Source organism: Ureibacillus sp. MALMAid1270, assembly GCF_049202975.1.
Taxonomy (GTDB): Bacteria; Bacillota; Bacilli; order Bacillales_A; family Planococcaceae; genus Ureibacillus.
Genome location: NZ_JBMIRP010000037.1, coordinates 63,251 through 87,500, shown reverse-complemented (window position 1 = coordinate 87,500; position 24,250 = coordinate 63,251). Strand labels below are relative to the sequence as shown.

General features: G+C 35.1%; 25 protein-coding genes and 1 riboswitch (1 of these 26 only partly in view). Of the genes, 7 read left to right on the top strand and 18 right to left on the bottom strand.

What is annotated here, in order from left to right; translation table 11 throughout:
• On the top strand, positions 1 to 126 hold the final stretch of the coding sequence (locus ACOQFO_RS04670) for a DUF2614 family zinc ribbon-containing protein (RefSeq protein WP_421688542.1). Its footprint begins 234 nt before the window's first position; only the last 126 of its 360 coding nucleotides appear in the window; the start codon falls outside the window, past its left edge; its stop codon occupies positions 124 to 126.
• A 69-nt stretch (positions 127 to 195) separates the two neighbouring features.
• Here ACOQFO_RS04670 and perR read toward each other — a convergent pair whose 3' ends face one another.
• From perR to bcp, 3 genes are all read right to left on the bottom strand, one after another.
• Entirely contained in the window at positions 196 to 642 is a 447-nt protein-coding gene (perR, locus tag ACOQFO_RS04665) for a peroxide-responsive transcriptional repressor PerR (protein ID WP_421688541.1), read from the bottom strand.
• A gap of 153 nt (positions 643 to 795) precedes the next feature.
• Positions 796 to 1,740: a D-2-hydroxyacid dehydrogenase gene (locus tag ACOQFO_RS04660; RefSeq protein ID WP_421688540.1), complete on the bottom strand. Its 945-nt coding sequence runs from the start codon at positions 1,738 to 1,740 to the stop codon at positions 796 to 798.
• Between the two features lie 3 nt (positions 1,741 to 1,743).
• Positions 1,744 to 2,211 (bottom strand): thioredoxin-dependent thiol peroxidase, encoded by a 468-nt coding sequence (bcp, locus tag ACOQFO_RS04655; protein WP_421688539.1) that lies wholly within the window; start codon positions 2,209 to 2,211, stop codon positions 1,744 to 1,746.
• A 220-nt stretch (positions 2,212 to 2,431) separates the two neighbouring features.
• Here bcp and ACOQFO_RS04650 point away from each other — a divergent pair, with 220 nt between their 5' ends.
• Positions 2,432 to 3,721, top strand: coding sequence for a glutamate-1-semialdehyde 2,1-aminomutase (locus tag ACOQFO_RS04650; protein ID WP_421688538.1), 1,290 nt, complete (start codon positions 2,432 to 2,434; stop codon positions 3,719 to 3,721).
• A gap of 112 nt (positions 3,722 to 3,833) precedes the next feature.
• Entirely contained in the window at positions 3,834 to 4,928 is a 1,095-nt protein-coding gene (locus ACOQFO_RS04645) for an FUSC family protein (RefSeq protein WP_421688537.1), read from the top strand.
• Between the two features lie 49 nt (positions 4,929 to 4,977).
• Here the strand turns inward: ACOQFO_RS04645 and ACOQFO_RS04640 are convergent, their stop codons facing one another.
• The 9 genes from ACOQFO_RS04640 to mutY form a co-directional block, all read right to left on the bottom strand.
• Positions 4,978 to 5,862, bottom strand: a complete 885-nt coding sequence (locus ACOQFO_RS04640; protein ID WP_421688536.1) for an ABC transporter permease — start codon at positions 5,860 to 5,862, stop codon at positions 4,978 to 4,980.
• 15 nt (positions 5,863 to 5,877) lie between these two features.
• Positions 5,878 to 6,882, bottom strand: coding sequence for an ABC transporter permease (locus ACOQFO_RS04635; protein ID WP_421688535.1), 1,005 nt, complete (start codon positions 6,880 to 6,882; stop codon positions 5,878 to 5,880).
• 124 nt (positions 6,883 to 7,006) lie between these two features.
• Positions 7,007 to 8,647 carry an ABC transporter substrate-binding protein gene (locus tag ACOQFO_RS04630; protein WP_421688534.1) on the bottom strand — a complete coding sequence of 547 codons (1,641 nt, stop codon included), beginning with the start codon at positions 8,645 to 8,647 and terminating at the stop codon, positions 7,007 to 7,009.
• Positions 8,644 to 9,657: an ABC transporter ATP-binding protein gene (locus ACOQFO_RS04625; RefSeq protein ID WP_421688533.1), complete on the bottom strand. Its 1,014-nt coding sequence runs from the start codon at positions 9,655 to 9,657 to the stop codon at positions 8,644 to 8,646. Before ACOQFO_RS04625 ends, ACOQFO_RS04630 begins: the two co-directional genes overlap by 4 nt.
• The gene (locus ACOQFO_RS04620; protein WP_421688532.1) at positions 9,629 to 10,654 is read right to left on the bottom strand and encodes an ABC transporter ATP-binding protein; all 1,026 of its coding nucleotides are present in this window, start codon (positions 10,652 to 10,654) and stop codon (positions 9,629 to 9,631) included. Before ACOQFO_RS04620 ends, ACOQFO_RS04625 begins: the two co-directional genes overlap by 29 nt.
• Positions 10,655 to 10,989: 335 nt before the next feature.
• Entirely contained in the window at positions 10,990 to 12,714 is a 1,725-nt protein-coding gene (locus ACOQFO_RS04615; protein ID WP_421688531.1) for an ABC transporter ATP-binding protein, read from the bottom strand.
• A gap of 149 nt (positions 12,715 to 12,863) precedes the next feature.
• Complete coding sequence (locus tag ACOQFO_RS04610) at positions 12,864 to 13,412, bottom strand: DUF402 domain-containing protein (protein ID WP_421688530.1); 549 nt, start codon at positions 13,410 to 13,412, stop codon at positions 12,864 to 12,866.
• Positions 13,413 to 13,840: 428 nt separating this feature from the next.
• Positions 13,841 to 14,002, bottom strand: a complete 162-nt coding sequence (locus tag ACOQFO_RS04605; RefSeq protein ID WP_421688529.1) for a hypothetical protein — start codon at positions 14,000 to 14,002, stop codon at positions 13,841 to 13,843.
• A 70-nt stretch (positions 14,003 to 14,072) separates the two neighbouring features.
• Positions 14,073 to 15,137 (bottom strand): A/G-specific adenine glycosylase, encoded by a 1,065-nt coding sequence (gene mutY, locus ACOQFO_RS04600; protein ID WP_421688528.1) that lies wholly within the window; start codon positions 15,135 to 15,137, stop codon positions 14,073 to 14,075.
• 123 nt (positions 15,138 to 15,260) lie between these two features.
• Here mutY and ACOQFO_RS04595 point away from each other — a divergent pair, with 123 nt between their 5' ends.
• The gene (locus ACOQFO_RS04595; RefSeq protein WP_421688527.1) at positions 15,261 to 16,247 is read left to right on the top strand and encodes a metal-dependent hydrolase; all 987 of its coding nucleotides are present in this window, start codon (positions 15,261 to 15,263) and stop codon (positions 16,245 to 16,247) included.
• 82 nt (positions 16,248 to 16,329) lie between these two features.
• Here ACOQFO_RS04595 and ACOQFO_RS04590 read toward each other — a convergent pair whose 3' ends face one another.
• Genes ACOQFO_RS04590 through recX form a run of 3 tightly spaced genes read right to left on the bottom strand, consistent with a single transcriptional unit; the run spans position 16,330 to position 17,735 of the window.
• Positions 16,330 to 16,605, bottom strand: coding sequence for a YfhJ family protein (locus ACOQFO_RS04590; RefSeq protein ID WP_421688526.1), 276 nt, complete (start codon positions 16,603 to 16,605; stop codon positions 16,330 to 16,332).
• A 1-nt stretch (position 16,606) separates the two neighbouring features.
• A complete protein-coding gene (locus ACOQFO_RS04585; protein WP_421688525.1) occupies positions 16,607 to 16,933 on the bottom strand; it encodes a YfhH family protein in 327 nt (108 codons plus the stop codon).
• A 1-nt stretch (position 16,934) separates the two neighbouring features.
• Positions 16,935 to 17,735 carry a recombination regulator RecX gene (gene recX, locus ACOQFO_RS04580; RefSeq protein WP_421688524.1) on the bottom strand — a complete coding sequence of 267 codons (801 nt, stop codon included), beginning with the start codon at positions 17,733 to 17,735 and terminating at the stop codon, positions 16,935 to 16,937.
• Positions 17,736 to 17,879: 144 nt separating this feature from the next.
• Between recX and pdaA the strand changes: the two genes are divergently transcribed.
• Positions 17,880 to 18,680 carry a delta-lactam-biosynthetic de-N-acetylase gene (gene pdaA, locus ACOQFO_RS04575; protein WP_421688523.1) on the top strand — a complete coding sequence of 267 codons (801 nt, stop codon included), beginning with the start codon at positions 17,880 to 17,882 and terminating at the stop codon, positions 18,678 to 18,680.
• Positions 18,681 to 18,718: 38 nt separating this feature from the next.
• On the opposite strand, the gene ribE (ACOQFO_RS04570) is transcribed toward pdaA, so the two are convergent.
• Genes ribE (ACOQFO_RS04570) through ribE (ACOQFO_RS04560) form a run of 3 tightly spaced genes read right to left on the bottom strand, consistent with a single transcriptional unit; the run spans position 18,719 to position 20,483 of the window.
• Entirely contained in the window at positions 18,719 to 19,186 is a 468-nt protein-coding gene (gene ribE / locus ACOQFO_RS04570; RefSeq protein WP_421688522.1) for a 6,7-dimethyl-8-ribityllumazine synthase, read from the bottom strand.
• A gap of 29 nt (positions 19,187 to 19,215) precedes the next feature.
• The gene (ribB, locus tag ACOQFO_RS04565; protein WP_421688521.1) at positions 19,216 to 19,830 is read right to left on the bottom strand and encodes a 3,4-dihydroxy-2-butanone-4-phosphate synthase; all 615 of its coding nucleotides are present in this window, start codon (positions 19,828 to 19,830) and stop codon (positions 19,216 to 19,218) included.
• Positions 19,831 to 19,844: 14 nt separating this feature from the next.
• Entirely contained in the window at positions 19,845 to 20,483 is a 639-nt protein-coding gene (gene ribE, locus ACOQFO_RS04560) for a riboflavin synthase (protein ID WP_421688520.1), read from the bottom strand.
• Positions 20,484 to 20,789: 306 nt separating this feature from the next.
• Positions 20,790 to 20,921, bottom strand: a riboswitch (FMN riboswitch).
• A gap of 206 nt (positions 20,922 to 21,127) precedes the next feature.
• Here ribE (ACOQFO_RS04560) and rlmD point away from each other — a divergent pair.
• Both rlmD and ACOQFO_RS04550 read left to right on the top strand, forming a co-directional pair.
• Positions 21,128 to 22,489 carry a 23S rRNA (uracil(1939)-C(5))-methyltransferase RlmD gene (gene rlmD / locus ACOQFO_RS04555; RefSeq protein WP_421688547.1) on the top strand — a complete coding sequence of 454 codons (1,362 nt, stop codon included), beginning with the start codon at positions 21,128 to 21,130 and terminating at the stop codon, positions 22,487 to 22,489.
• A 451-nt stretch (positions 22,490 to 22,940) separates the two neighbouring features.
• Positions 22,941 to 24,200 (top strand): L-lactate MFS transporter, encoded by a 1,260-nt coding sequence (locus ACOQFO_RS04550; RefSeq protein WP_421688518.1) that lies wholly within the window; start codon positions 22,941 to 22,943, stop codon positions 24,198 to 24,200.
• The last annotated feature ends 50 nt before the right edge of the window (positions 24,201 to 24,250 follow it).

The following is a 24,250-nucleotide window of genomic DNA, read 5'->3' as shown; positions in this document are numbered from 1 at the left end:
AGACATACAAAAGTGTTAGGTCGTGTTGATATGTGTGCACATTGTAACGAACCTTTAACACTTGATCCAGCACTAGTTGGAAAAGAATTTGACCAAGCTTATAATCGTAAAAAACAAGAAAACTAATCCTTTACAGGGTTAGTTTTTTATTTTAGCTATATATTCCAACAAAAAAACCTAGCAACGTCTGCTAGGTTAGTTCGATTTATGTTCTTCTGATTCACTACAGTCTGGGCAAGTACCGTACACTTCAAGGCGATGCATGCTCACTTTATACCCAGTAACATGCGATGCAAATTGCTCCACTTCATCTAATCCAGGATAATGGAAGTCAACGATTTTACCGCAACATTGACAAATCATATGATAGTGATCGTTCGTCACAAAGTCGAATCGGCTTGCTGCATCCCCATAAGTTAACTCTTTAACTAATCCCGCTTCACGGAATACACGTAAGTTGTTGTAAACTGTAGCAACACTCATGTTAGGGAATTTACCTTCAAGCGATTTATATATCTCATCTGCTGTTGGGTGATTCATTGAATCTATTAAATATTCTAAAATAGCATGACGTTGTGGAGTGATTCTTACACCAGTTGTCTTTAACGTGTCCAGAGCATCTTTTAAATGCATTACAGACATCGTCATGCACCTCTTTTCTAAAAAATTCTTATTTAATAATTATTACAATTAGTGTACCGCCAAAACTGTGTAAATGTCAATATTTCAAACCTTTTTAATAATAATTTACTCTCAAATTTAAGAAATATTCGTTATTTCAGAGAAAAAGTAATGTTAATACCCTCGTAATATATCCATTTTATTTTCTAACTGGTCATCACCAGCTAACCATTTTTTCAAGCTCGGTTTAAAGATATCAAGACTTCTTTCTACATAACGCGAAGAATGACTTGAAAAATGTGGTGAAATCGTAACATTGTTTAGCTTCCATAATTTATTGTCAGCTGGTAATGGCTCTACTTCAAATACATCCAGCACTGCATGTCTAATTAAACCTTCTTCTAATACTTGTATTAATACGTCCGTCGAAACAACATCCCCACGACCAAAGTTTAGGAAAATTGTATCTTTTCTCATTTGTTTAAAATGATCATAACTTAGCAAATGTCTTGTTTCCGGAGTACTAGGTAACATTGAAATGACAATTTCTGCTTTAGGTAACACTGACATTAAATCCTCAATTTTGTGTGTTTCATTCATATAACGCACTTCTTCGCCACTTCTGTTACAGCCTATCGTATACACATCAAATGCTTGTAGTAATCGACCAATTTCTGAACCAATTGCTCCAGGACCGATAATTAATGCTGTACTACCATTCAATTCAGATAGTTGAGCTTTTTTATTCCATTCACCTTTTTGTTGATTTTCGTAAATGAATGGTAGCGCTCTTTTAATGGATAAGATATGTGCTAGAATAGATTCTGCTATTGGCTTTTTATGAATACCGCGCACATTAGAAACTAAAATTCCTCTATTATGAATAGCTTGGTGTGGCATTTTCTCAATACCTGCAGATGCAACAAATATCCATTTCAAATTTGTAGCAAGTTCAATTCTTTCATCATTTAAATCTTCACCATATGTAACTAAAACATCTGTATCACGCAGCTTTTCTTCTTGAAGTTTTGGATCAAACACAAAATTTATATTTGGAAACTCTTCTACAAGTGGTTCACGTAAATCCGGTCTTGGTTCAAATGTAAAATATATTTTCATTTACTACTCCCCTTCACGTATGCTCTTCAATACATCTTGAATATGATTTTTCACTTTCACTTTTCGCCATTCTCTAATTACAGTTCCATTTTCATCAATTAAAAACGTTGAACGTTCAATCCCCATAAATTCACGGCCGTACATTTTCTTTAATACCCATACTCCATAATCTTCTGATACTTTATGGTCAGCATCTACTAATAATGAAAATGGTAAATCGTACTTCTCAATGAACCTAGCATGTTTTTCTGGTGAATCTGTACTTACTCCAAGAATCACTGCATTTAGATCAGAAAACGATTCATGTTGGTCTCGAAAATCACATGCTTCTGTTATGCAAGTTGGTGTCAGATCCCTAGGATAAAAATAAAGAACTACTTTTTTACCAAGAAAATCACTTAAAGAAACATTTTCTCCATTTTCATTTAATAATGTAAATCCAGGTGCTTTTTTATTTAGTAGAGTTTTCATACATATCCCCTCCTTTACGTTATCGTACAGAACTCTCTAAATAGTTTCAATTTCTTTGCCACTTTTATGTAAATAGGGCTACAATAATGATAAATTATTATTGAATCAGTAATAGATGTTCAATCCATCTCAATTACTAGTTAAATAAATAAGGTATAACGTACTAAGCACGGAGCTTCACGAATGTATACCAGTAAATATCAACAACGGAGGATTTACCATGAATCATACTAAATCAGAAGAAGTCTATAAAGAAGCATTAGAACATATCGTAGGTGGGGTTAATAGTCCATCACGTTCTTATAAAGCAGTAGGTGGCGGTGCACCTGTAGTCATGGAAAGAGGAAAAGGTGCATATTTCTATGATGTTGACGGAAATCGCTACATTGATTATCTTGCAGCTTACGGTCCAATCATTACTGGATTTGGCCATCCTCATATTGCCAAAGCGATATCTCATGCCGCTGAAACAGGCGTACTTTTTGGTACACCTACGGAACATGAAGTTCGATTTGCGAAAATGTTAAAAGATGCAATTCCTTCATTAGACAAAGTGAGATTTACAAACTCAGGTACAGAAGCAGTTATGACAACTGTTCGTGTTGCCCGCGCTTACACAGGACGTACTAAAATTATTAAGTTTGCAGGTTGTTATCACGGTCACTTTGACCAAGTTCTAGTTGCTGCAGGCTCTGGGCCAGCAACTCTTGGTTCACCTGATTCTGCTGGAGTACCTGTAGCAGTTGCGACTGAAGTAATTACAGTTCCTTTTAACAATAAAGAAGAGTTCCAATTAGCTATGGAAAAATGGGGAGATGAAGTGGCTGCAATTTTAATCGAGCCAATCGTTGGTAACTTCGGGATGGTAATGCCAAACCAAGGATTTTTAGAATTTGTACATGAAATTGCAAAAGAAAAAGGCGCATTAACAATTCATGATGAAGTTATTACAGCATTTCGTTTCCATTATGGTGCCGCACAAGATCTTCTTGGTTTAAAGCCAGATCTAACGGCAATGGGTAAAATAATTGGTGGTGGTCTTCCAATTGGTGCTTACGGTGGACGTATGGAAATTATGGATACTGTGGCACCATTAGGACCAGCATACCAAGCTGGAACAATGGCAGGTAATCCAGCGTCAATGTTGGCTGGAATTGCATGTTTAGAAGTGTTACAGCAACCTGGTATTTACGAGGAAATGGATCGTCTTGGCGCGATGTTAGAAAAAGGACTTTTAGAAGCTGCAGAAAAACATGGTGTGACTATTACAATTAATCGTATTAAAGGCGCATTATCCGTTTACTTTACAGATGTAAAAGTTGAAAACTATAAACAAGCTGAAAATTCCGATGGCGAAATGTTTGGTCGCTTCTTCAAGTTGATGCTTGAAAAAGGAATTAACCTTGCTCCTTCTAAATATGAGGCATGGTTCATTACAACTGAACACAAAGAAGAAGACATTATTGAAACAATAGCTGCAGCAGATTATGCATTTTCACAACTTGCATAATTCACATATTGGTAATGTATTTGTAGCGTATGATGGGGATAGTTATCATAAGATACTATAAGTGCGAATAAATTAAGATCGTTTTTAATTATGAAAGAGAGGACTCTCATTTATGCAATTAGGTGCCCGCGTATTAAAAACGGGTGTTGCCATAGTATTCTCGCTTTTTTTAGCAGAATTATTAAACATGCCTTCACCTGTTTTTGCAGGGATCGCTGCAATTTTTGCGATACAACCATCAATATACCGTTCCTATTTATCAATTATTGAACAAATCCAAGGAAATATTATTGGTGCTGGCATCGCGGTTTCATTTGGTTTATTGTTCGGTCATCATATTGTTGCAATCGGTATAGCAGCCATCATTGTAATAGGAATTATGCTAAAGATGAAACTTGATAGCTCGTTATCCTTAGCATTAGTGACCGTTGTTGCCATAATGGTTTACGAAGGAAATGACTTTCTAGCGTTCAGTACGATTCGTTTTGCAACTGTGATGGTAGGCGTACTTGCTGCGTTTATTGTAAATATGATTTTCTTACCTCCTCGCTATGAAGTTAAATTATTTAAAGCGATTCACACTTTACAAGACGATATTATTCGTTGGACGCGATTGGCTGTAAGAAATGCATCAGAGCATAATTCAACGAAAACCGCTATTAGTAAAATTCATAGCCGTTATTCAGATCTAGAAAAAATTTATGGATTTTTTAAGGAAGAGCGAAATTATACGAAAAGTAAACGTTTCGGACATGCAAGAAAACTCGTTGTTTACCGTCAAATGATGATTACAACAAAAAAGAGTATGGAATTGCTATCAAGGGTTTACAAACATGAAAATGCTATCGGAAATTTACCAGATTCGTTCCGACTTTTGTTTTTAGACCGTTTAGATTTCCTGCTTACATACCACGAGCAGCTATTATTGAAATTTACAGGGAAACTAAAACCCGAACACTCAAAATGGATAGTTAGTGAAGAACACCTGAATCGCTCAGCGATAATGAAGCACTTAATCGATCAAATCGTATTGGATGAAAGTACTCGAGAAGGTGAAGAGGATTTCTCTAGCTATCATTTGTTCTATACGTTTTCAAGAATATTAGACTATGAAGAAAATTTAGAACATCTGGATACATTAATTGTCTCCTTCCGAAATCACCATAGTAAAGAGTCAAATGAAGATTTAGAGGAAGAATTTTACTAATAAAAAAAGGATGGTACACCGATAAAATCGATGTACCATCCTTTTTATTTCAGCTTTTCATCTTCGGATCTAATGCATCCCTTAAGCCGTCCCCCATCAAATTGAACCCTAGTACAGTTAACATTATCGCAATTCCTGGGAAAAACATTGTCCAAGGAGCTGTCATTAAATAAACCCGCGCATCTGCAAGCATCTTCCCCCACTCTGGATTTGGAGCTTCCGCACCTAAACCGAGAAACCCTAGCGCTGCTGCTTCTATAATTGCCGTTGCAATTGCCAGTGTTCCCTGTACAATAACAGGTGAAAATGAATTTGGTAAAATATGACGCCATAAAATACGGGAATCTTTCATACCTATTGCTCTTGCAGAAACAATGTATTCTTCTTCTTTTACACTTAATACTCGCGAACGAATGAGTCGACCAAAGTTTGGCACGTTGATAATTGCAATGGCAATTAAAGCGTTTTGAAGAGATGGTCCCAACACAGAAACTACTGCAATGGCTAAGAGGATACTTGGAAAAGCAAGCATAATATCAAAAAATCTAGAGATGATTGTATCGATCCAACGTCCATAGTATCCAGCAACGATACCTAAAAAGCTTCCTACTACAACAGATAAAACAACTGCAAAAAATCCTACTGCTAAAGAAATCCTCGCTCCATGAACAATTCGAGAGAAAATATCTCTACCAAAATCATCTGTACCAAACCAATATTCACTAGAAGGTGGTAACAATCGCAAACTAAAATTTTGATCATTGATTCCTTGAGATACGAACAACGGACCAATCAACCCTAAAAGGATGAAAAATAAAACAATGATTGTCCCAACTATAGCTGATTTACTTTTGAGAAAGGTGAACCACGCTTCTTTCCACGGACCCATTACCTTTTCAGATTTGGATGAAACTACTAACGCTTTTGACGTCATGTTATTTTCCACCTCCTAGTTATAACGAATTCTAGAATCAATAACCGAATAGAGGATATCAACAATAAGATTTATTAACACAAACATAAACGCGACAACTAATATCCCTGACTGAATGACAGTATAATCTCTGAATCCAATTGCCTCATATATATATCGCCCAATCCCCGGCCAACTAAAAATTGTTTCTGTAAGTATGGCACCACCTAATAGTAAACCCGTTTGTAAACCGATAATTGTTAAGATTGGGATAAGTGCATTTTTTAGAGCATGTTTGTATATGACTACAATCATTTTTTGACCCTTTGCCCTAGCAGTGCGAATATAATCAGAGCGCATCACTTCTAACATAGAGGATCTTGTCATTCTTGCAATGATTGCCATTGGAATTGTTGCAAGAGCTATTGCAGGCATTGTTAAATATTTTAAAGTTGATAAGAATTGATCAAATCGTCCTTGAAGTAATGTGTCTAATAAATAGAAATGGGTTATGGCATCAACAGGGTTCCTTACATCCTCTCGTCCTGATGTTGGCAACCACCCTAGATTAATACTGAAAGCCCACTGTTCCATTAAACCTAACCAAAAAATAGGCATTGAAACACCAATCAAGGCGATTACCATTGCTAAATAGTCAAACCATGAATTTTGGAACCATGCCGAAATAATCCCTGCATTCATACCGATTACTACTGCTAGAATCATCGCAACTAAAGCAAGTTCAATGGTAGCGGCTAAGTATGGCCATATTTCAGTGATAATAGGTTGTTTTGTACGAAGCGACTCCCCTAAATCACCAGTAAATAAACCTTTCAGATATTCAAAGTATTGAATATACCAAGGATTATCTAGCCCTAGCTGCTTTCTTAACTCAGCAATCAATTCTTCAGAAGCTTGTTGACCAAGTATTACTCTTGCAGGGTCACCTGGAATCGCACGTATGATTAAAAAGACGATAAATGTCATACCAAGCAGTACTGGAATTAGTTGTAAGCATCTTCTCCCTATGTAGTGAAGCATAGTTCTCCACCCCTTTATCAAATTTACTTAATTTACTGAAAGAAAAGGGAAGGTAATTACCTTCCCTTTTGTGTACCTGGTACAAACTCAATTAAATTTTTAGAACATTTATTCGACAGATACACTATTGAATTGACACATTTTGTAGACTTTCAGATCCTGTTGGATGTGGTAAATATCCAGTTACTCCCTTCTTAGCCGCAAGAAGCGGAATAGAGTGTGCTAAAGGTACCCATGGTGCATCCTCATGAATGATTTCTTGCGCTTGTTTATAAAGATTATTACGTACTTCTTCATCTACTTCTGATTGTGCAGCTATTAGAATTTCATGTAACTCATCATTTGAATAATACGCATAGTTATTACTTCCAATGTTATCTTTATCTAATAATGTATATATGAAGTTGTCTGCATCTCCATTGTCACCTGTCCATCCCAATAAAAATGCATCGAATTCACCTTGATTTGCTTTATCTAGATACGTTGCCCATTCAACAGTTTGAATCTTCGCAGGAATACCAACATCTGCTAAGTTCTTTTGGATAGCTTCTGCTACTTTTTGACCATCTGGCATATATGGACGAGGAACTGGCATAGCCCAAAGTTCAATTTCAGTGCCATCATAACCAGCTTCCGCTAATAATTCTTTCGCTTTTTCAGGGTTATACTCATAGCCAGCAATATCATCATTGTATCCACTAATCGAAGGAGGCATTGGATTTACCGCTGCTTGTGCGCGACCATCGAAGAATGCATCAATTATTGCTTGTTTATCAATTGCATAGTTAACAGCTTGACGCACTAATTTATTATCAAATGGTGGACGTGTATTTGTTAAACCTAAATAACCTATATTCATAGAAGGTCTTTCGATTAATTGTAAATCTGCATTTCCTTCAATAATGTTAGCATCTGATGGGTTGATTCCATCTGCAAGATCGATTTCTCCAGCAAGTAGTGCATTTAAACGAGCTGAATTGTCAGGAATAGATCGGAAGATAACTTTGTCTAATTTCGGTAACCCTTCTTGCCAGTAATCTGGATTTTTTTCGATAGTTATAGAATCATTTCGTTTCCATTCCACAAATTTAAATGGACCTGTACCTACTGGATTGTCACCGAATTTATCACCGGCAGATTCAAAAGCTGTTGGTGATGCAATACCAAAAGGACTCATTGCAATATTTTTAAGGAAAGGAGATTGTGGTCGAGTTAGTTTAAATACAACTGTGTATTCATCTTCCGCTACTACAGATTCAATAATATCCTCTCCATTTGCTTTAAACATTGAGTGGAAATAATAAAACTGTTCAGCAGCACCGCCCTTCCATCTTTCTAAGTTTTTAACTACTGCATCTGCATTAAAATCAGTTCCATCGTGGAACTTTACTCCCTCTTGTAATTTGAAAGTATACGTTAATCCATCTTCACTAACTTCCCATTCTTTAGCCAAACCAGGATTAATAGTAGTATCTTGGGGACCAAAGTTTAGTAATGTTTCGAAGATATTTTCTGTTACTTTAAATGATTCTCCGTCTGTTACAATAGCAGGATCAAGAGAAACAGAATCTCCACCACGCCCAAATACTAATATTTGAGGAACATCATTTTTCGGTTCTTCTGAAGTAGTTGTCTCTCCTTTATCTGTCGTTGTTGTATCTGTCTCAGATGGTTCTGTTGTTTGTCCACCACCACAAGCTGTAAGGACAAACATTAATGCTAGAACTAAAAACAACCATAAAGTTAAAAATTTTCTCTTCTTCATTTTATCCCTCCTGATAGAACTAACTTTATGTCATTGCCGCTTTCACTATATAAGTGACATGCAACAGAGCGACCGTTTTTTACTTCTTTAAATTCAGGCATTTCAGTCTTGCACATATCTATTGCGTAAGGACACCTTGTATGAAAACTACAGCCCTTCGGTGGATTCGATGGGCTTGGAATGTCTCCTTTTAGAATAATTTGTTCTCTAGTAAACTCTGGATCTGGTATTGGTACAGCAGATAGTAATGCCTTTGTATAAGGGTGAAGTGGCTCACTATATAACGATTCACTATCAGCAAGCTCTACTATTTTTCCTAAATACATCACAGCAACTCTATCACTTATATGTCTTACAACACCTAAATCATGTGAGATAAAGATATAAGTTAATTTTAAATCTTCCTGCAATCTCTGCATTAAATTTAGTACCTGTGATTGTATGGACACATCTAGAGCCGAGACCGGCTCGTCAGCAATAATTAGCTTTGGATTTGTCATTAATGCCCTAGCAATTCCTATTCGTTGCCTTTGACCTCCACTAAACTGGTGAGGATACCGTTTTGCGTGATCTACACGTAATCCAACTATTTCTAAGTATTCAAGAACCTTTTGTTTTCGCTCTTTACTTGATCCTATCCCATGAACAATTAATGGTTCTTCTAAGATTTTTTCGACTGTATGTCTAGGATTTAATGATGCGTATGGATCTTGAAATACCATTTGAATGTGTCTTCTTACTTTACGTAATTCGCTTTTGGATAGACTAGAAAGTTCTATTCCATTAAAGTTAATAGACCCTTCAGTTGGTTCGATTAACCGCATAATTGTCCTACCAGTTGTCGATTTGCCACAACCAGATTCACCTACAATTCCTAGCGTTTCTCCTTCGTAAACTTGAAAAGATACATCATCAACTGCTTTTACATATGATTTATTCTTTGAAATTACTCCACTATGAATGGGAAAGTATTTTTTCAGATTATTGACTTTCAACAAGATGTTCGACATTCTCTAAACCACCTTTCTCCTGTAATAAAAAGCATCTAGATTTATGTGTACTAGAATTAGCTACTTCATATAAAGGTGGTGTTTCTTTTGTACATCTTTCCATCGCATATTGACATCTAGAAGCAAACCTGCAGGCAATTTCTACTGAACCTGGCTTCGGTACATTACCTGGGATTGAGTACAGAGTCTCCTTTTTATATCGCATATCTGGAACAGATTTTATGAGTCCTAGAGTATATGGATGCTGTGGATTTTTAAAAATTTCATTCACAAATCCTTCTTCAATGATTTGCCCTGCATACATAACAATTACTCGTTGGCATGTTTCTGCAACAACTCCCAAATCATGAGTAATGATTAACATAGCCATATCAAGTTTTTCGTTTAATTCTTTTATTAACTTTAAAATTTGTGCTTGTATTGTTACGTCTAAAGCGGTTGTCGGTTCATCAGCAATTAACAGTTTCGGGTTACATACAAGTGCCATAGCAATCATTACCCTTTGCCGCATCCCCCCTGATAACTGATGAGGGTATTGATTCATCAGTTCGTTAGGACGTGGTAACCCTACTAGCTTCATAATTTCATTTGCCTTGGACTTTGCCTCTTTTTTAGAACTCTTTTTGTCATGCAATAAAATTGCTTCCACAATCTGATTACCTATGGTAAAAAGAGGATTTAAGGATGTCATTGGTTCTTGAAAGATCATCGCAATATCATTTCCGCGAACTCTTCGCATTTTACTTTCAGGAAGTTTAGTTAAATCCATTCCTTCAAATAAAATACTTCCTGAGGTGACTTTTCCAGGTGGAGAAGGAACTAGTCCCATAATTGATAATGATGTAACGCTTTTTCCACAACCAGATTCACCTACAATCCCTAAAATTTCACCTTTGTATACATGGAAGTCAATGTGATCAACTGCAGGTACTTTTCCATCATTCGTAAAGAAGGTAGTTTCTAAGTCATTAACTTGTAGTAAGATTTCGTTGTCCATATTAGACCCCCTCGCAAATATTTAGTAGAGTTAGTTACTTATAAAACAATGAATCTTTTATTTTGCGATAGTTAACTTCTTATTCTTATGTATTGAAAACAATAAATATTACAATTTTCCGATAAATTTAATCTACAAATTTTCTTATACTTCGACATTAATATCCCAAAAACATAAGAAATCCAACTAGAAATAAATTAGTTGGATCTCTTAATTCATAAATCTCTATTTTTTTTCGCTATTAGTCATATCAATTTGAAATTAAAATCACATTGTAGAAGTCAATAAAAAAGATGTTCAATAGAAGTTTCCTAACTTCTATTGAACATCATAAATTAGTCTAATTTCTGTATTTGGAACAGGTCATAATATACACCTTGTTTTTCCATTAATTCATCATGTGTACCTTCTTCAACTAACTCCCCATGATCAATTACAAAGATTTTATTTGCATGTGTGATTGTTGAAAGGCGATGAGCAATAATTATAGTTGTTCGGTTATGTGCTAACCGTTCTAACGATTCTTGGATTAAAGCTTCACTCTCTAAATCAAGTGCAGAAGTAGCTTCATCTAAAACTAAGATTGGTGGATTTTTTAAGAATACACGGGCAATCGCAACACGTTGTTTTTGTCCACCAGATAGTTTCACACCACGCTCTCCTACTTTTGTATCATAGCCATTTGGCAATGACATAATAAAATCATGTGCATTCGCGGCTTTCGCTGCTTCAATCACTTCTTCGTCAGTTGCTTCTGGTCGACCCATCAGTATATTTTGTTTTACAGAATCACTAAATAAAATATTATCCTGTAACACAATACCAATTTGAGAACGTAATGAATGTAGCTTTACATCCTCAACATTCATTCCATCAATTTTTACTTTCCCACTCGTTACATCATAAAATCGAGGAATTAAACTTACAATCGTAGACTTGCCACCACCACTCATTCCTACAAAGGCAGCAGTCTCACCAGGTTTAATATGGAAAGTAATATTATTTAATATTGTGTTCCCTTCGTGATCATACTTAAAGGTTACATTTTCAAAATCAACTTGCCCCTTAACTGCCGGTAAGTTTTTCGAACCTACTTTATCTTTCACATCATATTTTTCATCCATCAGTTCAAACATACGATCCATCGAAGCAATCGATTGAGTTAATGTTGTTGATGAATTCATTAACCTTCTTAATGGTGCATATAAACGCTCAATATATCCCATAAAAGCAGCCACAGTTCCTACAGTTAGATTTCCGTTTATTACTTCATAACCTGCCCATCCAATAACAAGAAGTGGTGCGATATCAGTAATGGTATTGACTACTGCAAATGATTTGGCATTCCAAACTGTATGGTCTAGTGAGCGGTCTAGAAATTCACCGTTTTCTTTGTCGAAAATTTGTTGTTCATGTTTTTCAAGAGCAAAACTTTTAATAATACTTATGCCACTTACCCGTTCATGTAAGTAACTTTGTACACCCGCTAATGCTTGTGATCGTTTACGAGTTAAATCCCGTAACTTCCCAAAGAAATACTTCACGCTAATTGCAAATAAGGGTAATGAAATAATCGCAACAAGTGTTAACCCAACATCCATCGTTAACATAATTCCAATGACAATTAATATCGTTGCGATATCGAGCCATAGATTCATTAAACCAATCATGATGAAATTTTTAGTTTGTTCAACGTCATTTATTACTCGAGAAATAACTTCTCCCGCGCGTGTATTGGCATAATATTTTAAACTTAACTTTTGAAGATGACCAAATAATTCTTTTCGGATGTCAAACAATACTTTATTCCCAACATGTTGCGCATAATATTGACGGTAATATTCGATTGGCGGACGAATGATAAAGAATAAAATAATCGTTCCACCTAGCCAGTAAACGAGCTGTGTAATTTTTTCATCAGAACTTAAACTTTCTTCTAAAATAATATCGTCAATGACAATCTTCGTTAACAATGGAATAAATAATGGAATCGCGAATTTTATAATACCTATAATTAAAGTTAAAACGATTTCCCATTTATAGGGCTTTACAAATCTCATATATCTTCTGATACTACCCAAACTTTGAATTCACTTCCTTCATGTAACTGCAACATGGATGTTTTACTGATTTGAATCCACGATTTACTGGTGTTATATAGTGGTTTAAGAGAAAAGCCTATTGGCAAAACACCAATAGGCACGATTGTTTATTCATTGGACGATTGCATTTCTTTTGTAAATTGGTAACGATTTGTCCACACCTCGATAAAATCTTGTGCAAAAGGACCTCTACGTTGCTTGATCCAGCTGACAAGTTTTTGAACATTACGTTTTAATATTTTGTCGATTACTTCTGGATAGCCCATTTCCTTTTTATGTTGAGCATACTCATCTTCATCTAATAAGGTATAGGTCATATCCGGAAAAACCTTAATGTCAAGATCGTAGTCGATATATTTTATCGCATTATTATCAAATACATATGGCGAACTCATATTACAGTAATAGTAAACACCATCTTCTCTTAACATGCAAATGATATTAAACCAATGTTCTGCATGAAAATAACAAATAGAGGGTTCTCTAGTTAGCCACGTTCTTCCATCTGATTCGGTAACGAGTGTCCTTTCATTCGCTCCGATGAAAATATTTTTCGTTCCCTTCAATACAGTTGTTTCCTGCCAAACACGATGTATTTGTCCATTATGTTTATAGCTATGTATTTGTATCTTTTCTCCTTCTACCGGTATTGCCATATATAAGCCCACCTTTTTCTCTGCTATAAATAATTAAATATGCTTAGGCATGAATGTGACATACTGTTGTTTGGTCACAAGTATGATTGATGTTCAGATTTTTTCATTCTTCGCCCCTATGAAAATCTGTTACATCCGCCAGAGCCCCTACTTCATTTTTTGGTAATAACACTGATTGTAGAGATTTAAAATGTTAATAACCAATGATCGAACATTTTTGAATGAAGTTATATGATTTCCCAATTATATTATAGCAATGGATTACCAAAACTTGTAGCAAGAAGAGTAAACAATTAAAAATAAATTGTAATAAAAGACTCACTTAAGATATAGGATGTATTGAATAAAAATTGATACGAAAAATACGCAAAAATTTAGGTATAGACAATTGACCATTGTCTATACCTAAATTTCACTTCTAAGTAGTATTACTCATTATTATTATTTTTGCGGTTGTTGCGTTGGTTATTTTGTTGTTTTTGTTTTTGGTTTTGATTTTGTTGCGCGAATTCTTGTTCTGCACCAAACTCAGCATTGTTGTTATTGTTGTTGTTATTGTTGTTACGGTTTTGTTTTTTGTTTTTTGCCATCGTAATTCACCTCCACTAAAATTATTGTGGACTGATGGCAAAGAGATTATTCGATGAACTTTCAAATAAATCATTTTAGAACATTCAAAATATTCAACATTGGCACAGACATCGGTAATTGCATTATTTCCTCTAGTGAATAGAAACCTGTTTTTTCTCTTTGGGTATCTACATTTGATACTTCCACTATGTAACAATCCATTTCCCAAACTAAATGTGAAAAGACATGTTTGAATGATAGTAATGGATCTTCCACTGCACTTACCAACTTCAGATGATAATCTTGCTCTAAGGTCGCACTTGTATTTAGTACAGTATCCTTATCATTTCTTTCTACCATCGGAAATTGCCACATACTTGCTAGCAATCCTTCTTCGTGGCGTTTTTCTAACAGATATTTTCCATCTTGATCTTTCGCCACGAACACATTAAATTTCACTCTTTTTGTTTTCGTTTTTTTAGACTTTATAGGCAATTCATCTGGATTCCCTTCTTGGAAAGCCATACAATATTCTCTGACTGGACAAAGTAAACATTTTGGAGAAGTTGGTGTACAAATTTGTGCACCTAAATCCATTAACCCTTGATTAAATGCTCCCGGATCTTTTTGATCAATTAATTCAGTAACTGCTTCTTCAAAGATTTTTTTCGTTTTTGGCAAAGCAATATCTTCTTTAATAAGAAGCACACGACTTAGAACTCGCATTACATTACCATCTACTGCATGTTCCGGCTTATTAAAAGCAATACTTAATATGGCTCCTGCAGTATATGGTCCAATACCTTTTAGTTTTGAAAGATCATGACGATTACTAGGTACCTGACTATCATATTTTTCAACAACTTCTCTAACGCCTGATTGTAAATTTCGAACGCGCGAGTAATAGCCTAAGCCTTCCCACATTTTTAATAATTCATCTTGCTCGGCATATGCTAGGGAGTTTAGATTTGGATATTTTTCTAAAAACCGATTGTAATAAGGTATAACTGTATCTACACGAGTTTGCTGAAGCATTACTTCAGAAACCCATATTTTATAAGGGTCATTAGTACGTCTCCATGGAAGATCACGTTTTTCTTGATGGTACCATTCTACAAGGTTTGAAGAAAATTCATTTTTATAAGGATATTTCACGACTTCCTCCTTGAACAGATTTAATTTTTCGTAATTAGGGTATAATATTGATGAAGATAATTGGAAAACTATCCAAATTATCGTAAGCATTCACATAATCTCCGACTCAAGGAGTTGATGAAAATGGATTCTGGCACACATTTAGTTATGGGTGTTGCTTTAGGTGGACTTGCGCTTGTCGACCCAGTAGTAGCTCAAAATTCAATTACATTTGGTGCTGTTATGGCAGGTACAATTATAGGTTCACAAGCTCCCGATGTCGATACCGTTTTAAAACTTAGAAATAATGCAGTTTATATACGACATCATCGAGGTATTACGCATTCCATTCCAGCGGTTATTCTTTGGCCACTAGCAATCACAGGTTTTATCTCTCTTATCGCAGATGGGGCAAATATCTTCCATTTATGGCTTTGGACATTTCTTGCCGTGTTCCTTCATGTATTCGTAGATATTTTTAATGCGTATGGAACACAAGCATTAAGACCATTTTCAAAAAAATGGGTAGCTCTAGGTGTTATCAATACGTTTGATCCAATTATTTTTGGCTTGCACTGTATCGGAATCCTTTTGTGGAGTTTTGGTGCAAATCCAGTTTTAATATTCGGAATCATGTATGCCATTATTGTTATCTATTATATATTAAGATTTGCCGTACAAGCTGCGGTTAAAAATGCCGTTAGTAACACAATACAAGATGAGGATTGTGTTATTGTTGCACCAACAATGCGATTCTTTTACTGGCGAGTGGCAGCTAAATCGAAAACCCATTACTATGTCGGACGAGCATATGGGCGTACAGTTAATATCCATGACAAAATAGAAATTCGTCCCATTCCTAAAACTCCATTGGTAGATAAAGCATTAAGTGATACAAACTTAGCTGCTTTTGTTTCTTTCTCACCATTGTATAATTGGGAAATTTCAGAATTGCCGAGTGGATTAACAGAAGTTAGATTGATCGATTTAAGATATCGCAGTAATGATCGTTATCCTTTTGTCGCTGTAGCACATTTAGATGAGGATTTAAATATTGTCACATCCTATACAGGTTGGATTTTCAGTGAAGATAAGCTTCAAAGGAAATTACAAATTGGTTCAAGTCAATAATCTCAATCTCCATGCATGTTTAATAAAATAAATTAAAACACAAGAATGCGTGATTCTTGTGTTTTTTATATTTGTTCAATATTTAGTTCAATGAATCATCGCTTTCATCCAGTAAATGTGCGTACTTTGGATTTTTACCAGCAAACTCGTGAATCTTTTCTCCGTAACTTTCGATCCATTGGCGAATGATTCTTTGAGTATACTCTGCACCACGATAGGCATACCCAGCTTTTGCGTATGTCGTCTCAAAATCACTCCATAACAATTCAATCCACGTTCGCGCTTTTCCTACAGATAAGTTAGGGTTTTTCTCTAATAATTCACTCGTTAACTTTTCAATAATTGCATTTGCGTCCATTTTATTTACCTGCTTTCACTGGTAATAATAATGAAATTGGAAGGGCTTCTTCAAATTGTTCTCCACCAAGACGATAACCCCAAGCAAAACGTCCTTTTAAATATTCCACTTTAAAATACTCACCTGGAGAACCGTCTAAACGGTAAATTTCACCCTTTTCAATAGTACTAGGATCGATTAAATAAGCCGCTGCCATTACAGCTTTTCTTTCATATACAGCAAACTCATTTAAAATACCTAACTGTTCTGCTTTTCTTGCTTTTTCTCTTAGGCTTGCAATTTCGTTGCGCAGCTCTTGTTCTGTCATTTGTGCATAACTTTTTTCCATACTATTCGCTCTCCTTTTCTTCTATAAAACGATCAATTACATCTATCGGAAAACCTTTTTGATATAAGGCCTGTTTAACTTTCAAACGTAGTTCATTACCGGTGAATTTCGAAGAATATTTATTCCAAATTTTCTCACCTTGTAGTCCTACAATTTGTTCCCAATCATCATCTTCTCGTTCAAGGTCAATATGGTCAAGTATTTCATTAATAATTTCAAAAGAATAGCCTTTTCTAGATAAAAACTCTTGAATCTTCTGTTTAACCTGCATCGGCGTTTTTTTCGAATTTGCCTTAGCAGTTTTCTCCGCTAAACTTTTTGCAAGTTTAAGTTGTTCATCGTATGTAAAGGTATTTAATACTTTTTCTTGAGTTTCTTTATCGATTCCTTTTTTGATCAGATCCTGTTTAATCGCTTTTGGTCCTTTTTTCGCCGTTTTCTTTTTCGTTTCAAGCAGAGCTTTGGAATAAGTTTCGTCATTTAGAAAACCTAGTTTTTCAAGTTTTCGGATTGCTTCTAATATAACCGCTTCTCCAAATCCCGCATCCAACAAATTCTTTCTCACTTCATATTCGCTTCGCATTTGATAGCTTAAAAAATTTAACCCCCGATTGAATGCTTTGGCGATTTCATCTTCATAAGTAATTTCATCTATATCAAATTGTTCGAGTATTTTCCCTTTGGTTAATCCAAACTTAATGAGAGTCGATTCATCAACTGCAAAGGCATACTTCTCATTTAAATAAATATTGTATCGTTGGTCATTATTTTTTTGGCGAGTGATTTTTGAAATAACTTGCATACAAACACTCCTTTAACTATTAGTATACATCGTTTTTGCTAATGTTTCATTTCGATAAACTTATGGCACTTTTTCCAAATTATTAGTTACTGCATAATGGAAGTCATTTTGCACAATCTAATATTGAAAAAGGAGGCTTTATTTATGCGGAAACATCATACTCTCGGTTCATTTCTGGTAGCATTAATCCTATTAGTCGCATTCTCTCTAAATCCAATAGACGCTTTAGCCAAGTCATATAGCTGGGGATTTACAAAATCTAAAAACGGTCAACCAGTGGATGTTGGCCATGAACTAGAGTCAGTATTAAAAAAATACGATGCCATATATAAAGGGAAACCTGATAAAAAGGTCATTTATTTAACTTTTGATAATGGATTTGAAAATGGTTATACAGAAAGCATTTTAGATACACTAAAAAAAGAAAAAGTACCTGCAGCTTTCTTTTTAACTGGGCATTATGTTAAAAGTGCAACAGACTTGGTAAAAAGGATGGTCAATGAAGGTCATATCATCGGAAATCACTCGTATGGTCATCCTAATATGGCCAATTTATCTGAAGAAAAGATGGTAGAAGAATGGCAAAAATTCGACGAAGTATTGAAGCAATTAACCGGTGTCGAGCGTACCTACTATGCACGCCCTCCTGAAGGGGTGTTTAGTGAAAAAGTGTTAGAAGTGGGCAATAAACACGGATATCGCCATATATTCTGGTCTATCGCTTTCGTGGACTGGGACCGTAACTCTACAAAAGGTGGAGATTATGCTTATAACGAACTTATGAAGCAATTACATCCCGGGGCAATTATTCTAATGCACACTGTGGCGAAGCATAATGCGGAAGGACTTCCAAGGTTTATCGAAGAAGCGAAGAAGCAAGGGTATACATTTGAATCATTAGATAATTTAGTACTCGATAATGCTTTAGAAACAAAAAAACAATAAAGTGAAGGGACCTTATTTTTCACAAGGTCCCTTTCGTATTACTTAAACATTTTATTTAAATTAGCCATTTCAATTGCTGATACCGCAGAATCATAACCTTTATTACCCGCTTTAGTTCCAGCACGTTCAATTGCTTGTTCAATATTTTCTGTTGTAACAAGTCCAAAAATAACTGGAACGTTTGTATCTAATGCAATTTTCGCTATACCTTTAGCTGCTTCATTATTCACATAATCGTAATGGCTCGTCGCTCCACGAATAACAGTTCCTAATGCAATAACAGCATCGTAATTCCCTGTTTCAACCATTTGTTTTGCTATAAACGGAAGTTCAAATGCACCTGGAACCCATGCAACATCTATATTTTCTTCACTTACTCCATGTCTTTTTAAACCATCTATTGCACCAGAAAGTAATTTTGATGTGATAAATTCATTAAAACGTCCTACAACAATTCCAATTTTTAAATCAGTTCCAATTAATTGTGCTTCAAATATTTTACCCATTTTAGTTTCCTCTTTTCATTAAAGTTAATTTATACTAATTTTTCATTTTTTAATTGATATTGAACTAAATCTTCGATTGAAATGATTTTTAAGTCATGTTCCTTCGCATAGTCTAATAGTCCATCCAGACGTAACATTGTGCCATCATCAGCCATAATTTCACAAATTACTCCTGCCGGAAAACTTCCACATGCAATAGCTAAATCAACAGCAGCTTCTGTGTGTCCTTGTCTTTCTAGTACTCCATTTGTTTTTGCTATTAGCGGAAACACATGACCCGGTCTACGAAAATGTTCAGGTTTCGCATTTGGATTCATCAATTGTTGAATAGTAAACGAACGCTCATATGCACTAATACCTGTTGTCGTTTCAATATGATCTATGCTTACAGTAAATGCAGTTTGGTGATTATCTGTATTATCTTCAACCATTGGATTAAACTGAAGTTTTTCAGCTAATTCTTCTGTAATTGGAGTACATATAAGACCACGGCCGTAAGTTGCCATGAAGTTAATATTTTCAGGTGTTGCATATTCTGCAAGTATTACTAAATCACCTTCGTTTTCACGGTTTTCATCATCTACAACGATAATTGATTTTCCTTTTTTTAAATCTATTAATGCTTCGTCTATAGTATTTAACATTATCTCGACCACCTTCAGAATCCATTTTGTCTTAAAAAATCTAGCGTTATAGTCGATTTTTCTTCTCTATTTAGTAAATGGTGTTTTACATATTTTCCAAGTAAATCTGTTTCAATATTTACTTGATCACCAACTTTTTTCATCCCTAAAATTGTCTCAGCATGAGTATGCGGAATAAGCGAAATTGTAACGCTATGCTCTGTAACGTCAAATATTGTTAAACTTGTCCCATCAATTGTGATAGAACCTCTTGGTATACAATTATTGGCAATTTCCTTATCAACATCTATTTCGATATAAACCGCATTGGAAACCGGTTTAATACTACGAATTGTTCCTGAACCATCAACATGGCCAGAAACGAAATGCCCTCCAAAACGACCATTTGCAGACATCGCTCGTTCTAAATTGACACGATCACCAATTTTGAGTTGATGAATATTGGTTGCTTTAACTGTCTCTGGCATAACATCAACTGTCATGTTATCGCTTTGCAAATTTGTAATCGTTAGACAAACACCATTAACCGAAATACTATCTCCTAAGTGGGCATCCGTTAAGATTTTGGGACAATGTACTGTAAGTTCCATGCTTGTTGAATCTTTTTTAATTGCTGTTACTTTTCCTATTTCTTCAATAATCCCCGTAAACATAACTTCACCTCTACTTAAATTTTAATAAATTTGGTCTTCTAACGATTTAACAACAAATCTAGCTATTCTCCCTATTACTTATTTTTATAAGGCTAGAAATAAATAAAAAAACCACTTAAGCAATTTAGCCTAAGAGGTTTGGGAGTATTTTTTCTGCGCATGACTAAAAAGCTCTTTTGAAATACATTCAAAAAGAGTTTTAGAATAAACAAAATCCCACTTACAAAATAAGTGGGAGTGTCTGATTCATGCAAAAATGCAATAAGAAATTAAACCATTAATAAATGATTAATAGCTTTTTACATTTACATCCTTCTCCCATCCAGACTTTAACTGTCGGCTTTGGACTTGCACCAAATCCTGCTCGAAAAGAGCTCACGGGCTTAGAATTGCTTCATCACCGTCGATTGGGAATTTCACCCGACCCCGAAGGACAATAATATTCGATTAGTTTTAGAATATCACGAATTCAAGGTAATTGCGAGTAAAATTTTCTAAATAAAGTATCGTCTAATATAAGAAACATTATCCATCCTAGTATTAACAATAATCTTCACTTGCAATACTTTCATGCTTCGATATAAAGTAGTATAAGTTGAATTGAAGTACTAAGGACGTGAAAGCTCTTGAGCGAAAAAGTAATGATGGAAGTTGGTCAAAAATTTCCTTTAACAATAAAAAGATTAGGTATTAATGGCGAAGGTGTAGGCTTTTTCAAACGAAACGTAGTGTTTGTAAAAGGTGCTCTTCCAGGGGAAGTTGTAACTGTGAAAGTTACGAACGTACAAAAAAGCTTTGCGGAAGCAGAAGTTTTAAACATACGAACTACATCACCATATCGACAAGAACCAAGTTGCCCAGTATATGCAGAATGTGGAGGCTGTCAACTTCAGCACTTAACATATGAAGGTCAATTAAAAGAAAAACGCGACATGGTCGTTCAATCTCTTGAAAAGTATGTAAAGCAAATCGCAGATTCACTTGATGTTCGACCTACAATTGGTATGGATGACCCTTGGCACTATAGAAATAAAAGCTCCTTCCAAGTACGAAAAGAAGGAAAACGAGTATATGCCGGCCTATATGCAGAAGGAACAAATAAATTATTAAATATTAACGAGTGTGCAGTTCAACACCCGCTTACTTCAAAAATTACAGTTGGAACGCGCAAAATCTTGCAAAAATTAAACATCTCCATCTATGATGGAAAATCTTTAAATGGATTAGTTCGAACAATTGTCGTACGAACAGGTATCTCAACAGGTGAAACTCAAGTTTGTCTTGTGACAACTAGAAAAGAACTACCTCACAAAGAGGAACTCATTGAGAGAATGTTAAAAATTGACCCAAGCATCGTGTCAATTACACAAAATGTAAACCGAGAAAAAACATCGCTCATTTTTGGTGATGAAACTATTACTTTATATGGGAAAGAAACAATTCATGAAAAACTAGGGGAGCTTGCATTTGATCTTTCTTCAAGAGCATTCTTCCAGCTAAACCCTGAACAAACAGTCCATTTATATGATGAAATAAAAAAAGCAGCAGAGTTAACAGGGAAAGAAACCGTTGTTGATGCTTATTGTGGTGTGGGAACAATCGGTTTATGGTTAGCAAAAGATGCAAAAGAAGTACGAGGAATGGACGTTGTTCCGGAAAGTATTATCGATGCGAAAAAGAATGCCCGTAATCACGGGTTTACACACGCTAAATACTACACAGGGACTGCAGAAGAATGGCTTGAAAAATGGCGTCGCGAAGGGTTTATTCCAGATGTCATCACAGTCGATCCACCGCGCACAGGTCTTGCTCCAAGCTTTATCAAGACTGTGTTAAAAATTAAACCAAAACGTTTTGTCTATACATCTTGTAACCCATCCACATTTGCGAAGGATTTAAGTGAACTCTCGAAACTTTATAAAATTGACTATATTCAACCTGTCGATATGTTCCCTCAAACAGCAAGAGTGGAGATTGTTGCTAAATTGACGTTGAAAAATAAATAATCTATTTCTATAGGTGCTTAAACTAGAACTACTGTTTAAGCACCATTTTTCATTTATCGATTGTATAATTATACATCAAATGAATAATAATAGAATACTATTCTAAAACTGATTTCTCTAGATCATATTGAATTGCTATGAAACAATCTTAAAAAATACATTATATTTTGCTTAATGCTGAAAATTTCTGTCTCATTCCATTTTACAACTGTACTAATCATTTCCATAACAAAGAAACCCCTTTATTCATTAGGTTTCATTAAATTTTATTAACTCTGTTGTAATACAGAAAACTACATTTTTTCTCTTTTAACCTACAGAAATTCTATTTAAAGAAAATATTTTTCTATTTTTTCTATTGCAAAATGTTTTTATAAAATGTTATCTTTTATATCAAGAATTATTCGCGAAAAATTCAAATGTTAGAAAATGAAGGGTTGAAAGAGAAATTATGAATAAAAATAGATGGTTAATTGCACTTTCAGCTATTGCTATACATCTGTCGATAGGTGGTGCATATGCATATAGCGTTTATAAAAATCCAATTACAGAGCAAATGGGATGGAGTACTACAAACGTTACCATTGCTTTTACCATTATGATGGGATTAGCTGGATTTGCTGCTGCATTATTTGGTAATTTAGTAGAGAAAATGGGTCCACGTAAATCCGCAATTGTAGCAGCTCTATTATTTGGAGCTGGACAAGCTGGTGCTGGTGTAGCCATCGTTACAGATTCTGTAGTTCTTTATTGGTTAACATATGGGGTGTTAAGTGGCTTAGGTATGGGTATTGGTTATATAGCACCAGTATCAACGTTAGTTAAATGGTTCCCAGATCGTAGAGGATTGGCTACTGGTATGGCCGTTCTTGGTTTCGGATCTGGTGCGTTAATTACTGCTCCTGTTGCAACTTATTTAATGGGACAAGTTGGCATTTCAAATACTTATTTCATTTTAGGAATTAGTTATTTAATTTTAATGATGCTTGGTGCTCTATATATTGCACCACCAGTTGGAAACCCGTTAGTTGATAAGTACGGTGGATCAACTGCAGGTATTCAACCAATTGCACAACTATCTGCTAGAGAAGCAGTAAAAACAAAACATTTCTGGATGCTTTGGTCTATGCACTTAGTAAATGTTACAGCAGGTATTATGATGATCTCTGTAGCTTCACCAATGGCTCAGGAAATTGTAGGATTATCCGTTGCAGGAGCTGCAACAATGGTTGGTTTAATGGGATTATTTAATGGAGGCGGTCGTTTATTATGGGCTGCTGCTTCAGACTATATTGGTCGCCATAATGTGTTTGTTATTTTCTTTGTCATTCAATTAATTACTTTCGTTACACTTCCATTTACAACGAACGTAATTCTATTCCAATTATTCATCTTCCTTGTAGTAAGTTGTTACGGCGGTGGATTCTCTAACCTTCCTGCGTTTGCAAGTGACTTATTCGGTACTAAACAGCTAGGGGTTATTCACGGGTATTTATTAACTACTTGGTCATTGGGTGGAATTTTTGGTCCAATTATTGTAACGACAATTCGAAATGCAACAAACAGTTATATTCCTGTTTTTTACTTATTCTCATTATTAATCGGAATTTCATTATGTATTTCATTATGGATTCGTTTCGATCTGAAAAAATTAAAGAAACAACAAAAAGAGAAAGATCTTCAAATTGGAGATGTTTCAACAATTTCATAAAAAATATAGAACGCCCTATCTTGTTATTACTCTAACAAGTAGGGCGTTTT

Excerpts from the sequence above, each read along its gene's own strand:
- perR (WP_421688541.1), bottom strand. The coding sequence starts at position 642 with ATGTCTGTAATGCATTTAAAAGATGCTCTGGACACGTTAAAGACAACT.
- ACOQFO_RS04660 (WP_421688540.1), bottom strand. The coding sequence starts at position 1,740 with ATGAAAATATATTTTACATTTGAACCAAGACCGGATTTACGTGAACCA.
- bcp (WP_421688539.1), bottom strand. The coding sequence starts at position 2,211 with ATGAAAACTCTACTAAATAAAAAAGCACCTGGATTTACATTATTAAAT.
- ACOQFO_RS04650 (WP_421688538.1), top strand. The coding sequence starts at position 2,432 with ATGAATCATACTAAATCAGAAGAAGTCTATAAAGAAGCATTAGAACAT.
- ACOQFO_RS04645 (WP_421688537.1), top strand. The coding sequence starts at position 3,834 with ATGCAATTAGGTGCCCGCGTATTAAAAACGGGTGTTGCCATAGTATTC.
- ACOQFO_RS04640 (WP_421688536.1), bottom strand. The coding sequence starts at position 5,862 with ATGACGTCAAAAGCGTTAGTAGTTTCATCCAAATCTGAAAAGGTAATG.
- ACOQFO_RS04635 (WP_421688535.1), bottom strand. The coding sequence starts at position 6,882 with ATGCTTCACTACATAGGGAGAAGATGCTTACAACTAATTCCAGTACTG.
- ACOQFO_RS04630 (WP_421688534.1), bottom strand. The coding sequence starts at position 8,647 with ATGAAGAAGAGAAAATTTTTAACTTTATGGTTGTTTTTAGTTCTAGCA.
- ACOQFO_RS04625 (WP_421688533.1), bottom strand. The coding sequence starts at position 9,657 with ATGTCGAACATCTTGTTGAAAGTCAATAATCTGAAAAAATACTTTCCC.
- ACOQFO_RS04620 (WP_421688532.1), bottom strand. The coding sequence starts at position 10,654 with ATGGACAACGAAATCTTACTACAAGTTAATGACTTAGAAACTACCTTC.
- ACOQFO_RS04615 (WP_421688531.1), bottom strand. The coding sequence starts at position 12,714 with ATGAGATTTGTAAAGCCCTATAAATGGGAAATCGTTTTAACTTTAATT.
- ACOQFO_RS04610 (WP_421688530.1), bottom strand. The coding sequence starts at position 13,412 with ATGGCAATACCGGTAGAAGGAGAAAAGATACAAATACATAGCTATAAA.
- ACOQFO_RS04605 (WP_421688529.1), bottom strand. The coding sequence starts at position 14,002 with ATGGCAAAAAACAAAAAACAAAACCGTAACAACAATAACAACAACAAT.
- ACOQFO_RS04595 (WP_421688527.1), top strand. The coding sequence starts at position 15,261 with ATGGATTCTGGCACACATTTAGTTATGGGTGTTGCTTTAGGTGGACTT.
- ACOQFO_RS04590 (WP_421688526.1), bottom strand. The coding sequence starts at position 16,605 with ATGGACGCAAATGCAATTATTGAAAAGTTAACGAGTGAATTATTAGAG.
- ACOQFO_RS04585 (WP_421688525.1), bottom strand. The coding sequence starts at position 16,933 with ATGGAAAAAAGTTATGCACAAATGACAGAACAAGAGCTGCGCAACGAA.
- recX (WP_421688524.1), bottom strand. The coding sequence starts at position 17,735 with ATGCAAGTTATTTCAAAAATCACTCGCCAAAAAAATAATGACCAACGA.
- pdaA (WP_421688523.1), top strand. The coding sequence starts at position 17,880 with ATGCGGAAACATCATACTCTCGGTTCATTTCTGGTAGCATTAATCCTA.
- ribE (WP_421688522.1), bottom strand. The coding sequence starts at position 19,186 with ATGGGTAAAATATTTGAAGCACAATTAATTGGAACTGATTTAAAAATT.
- ribB (WP_421688521.1), bottom strand. The coding sequence starts at position 19,830 with ATGTTAAATACTATAGACGAAGCATTAATAGATTTAAAAAAAGGAAAA.
- ribE (WP_421688520.1), bottom strand. The coding sequence starts at position 20,483 with ATGTTTACGGGGATTATTGAAGAAATAGGAAAAGTAACAGCAATTAAA.
- rlmD (WP_421688547.1), top strand. The coding sequence starts at position 21,128 with ATGGAAGTTGGTCAAAAATTTCCTTTAACAATAAAAAGATTAGGTATT.
- ACOQFO_RS04550 (WP_421688518.1), top strand. The coding sequence starts at position 22,941 with ATGAATAAAAATAGATGGTTAATTGCACTTTCAGCTATTGCTATACAT.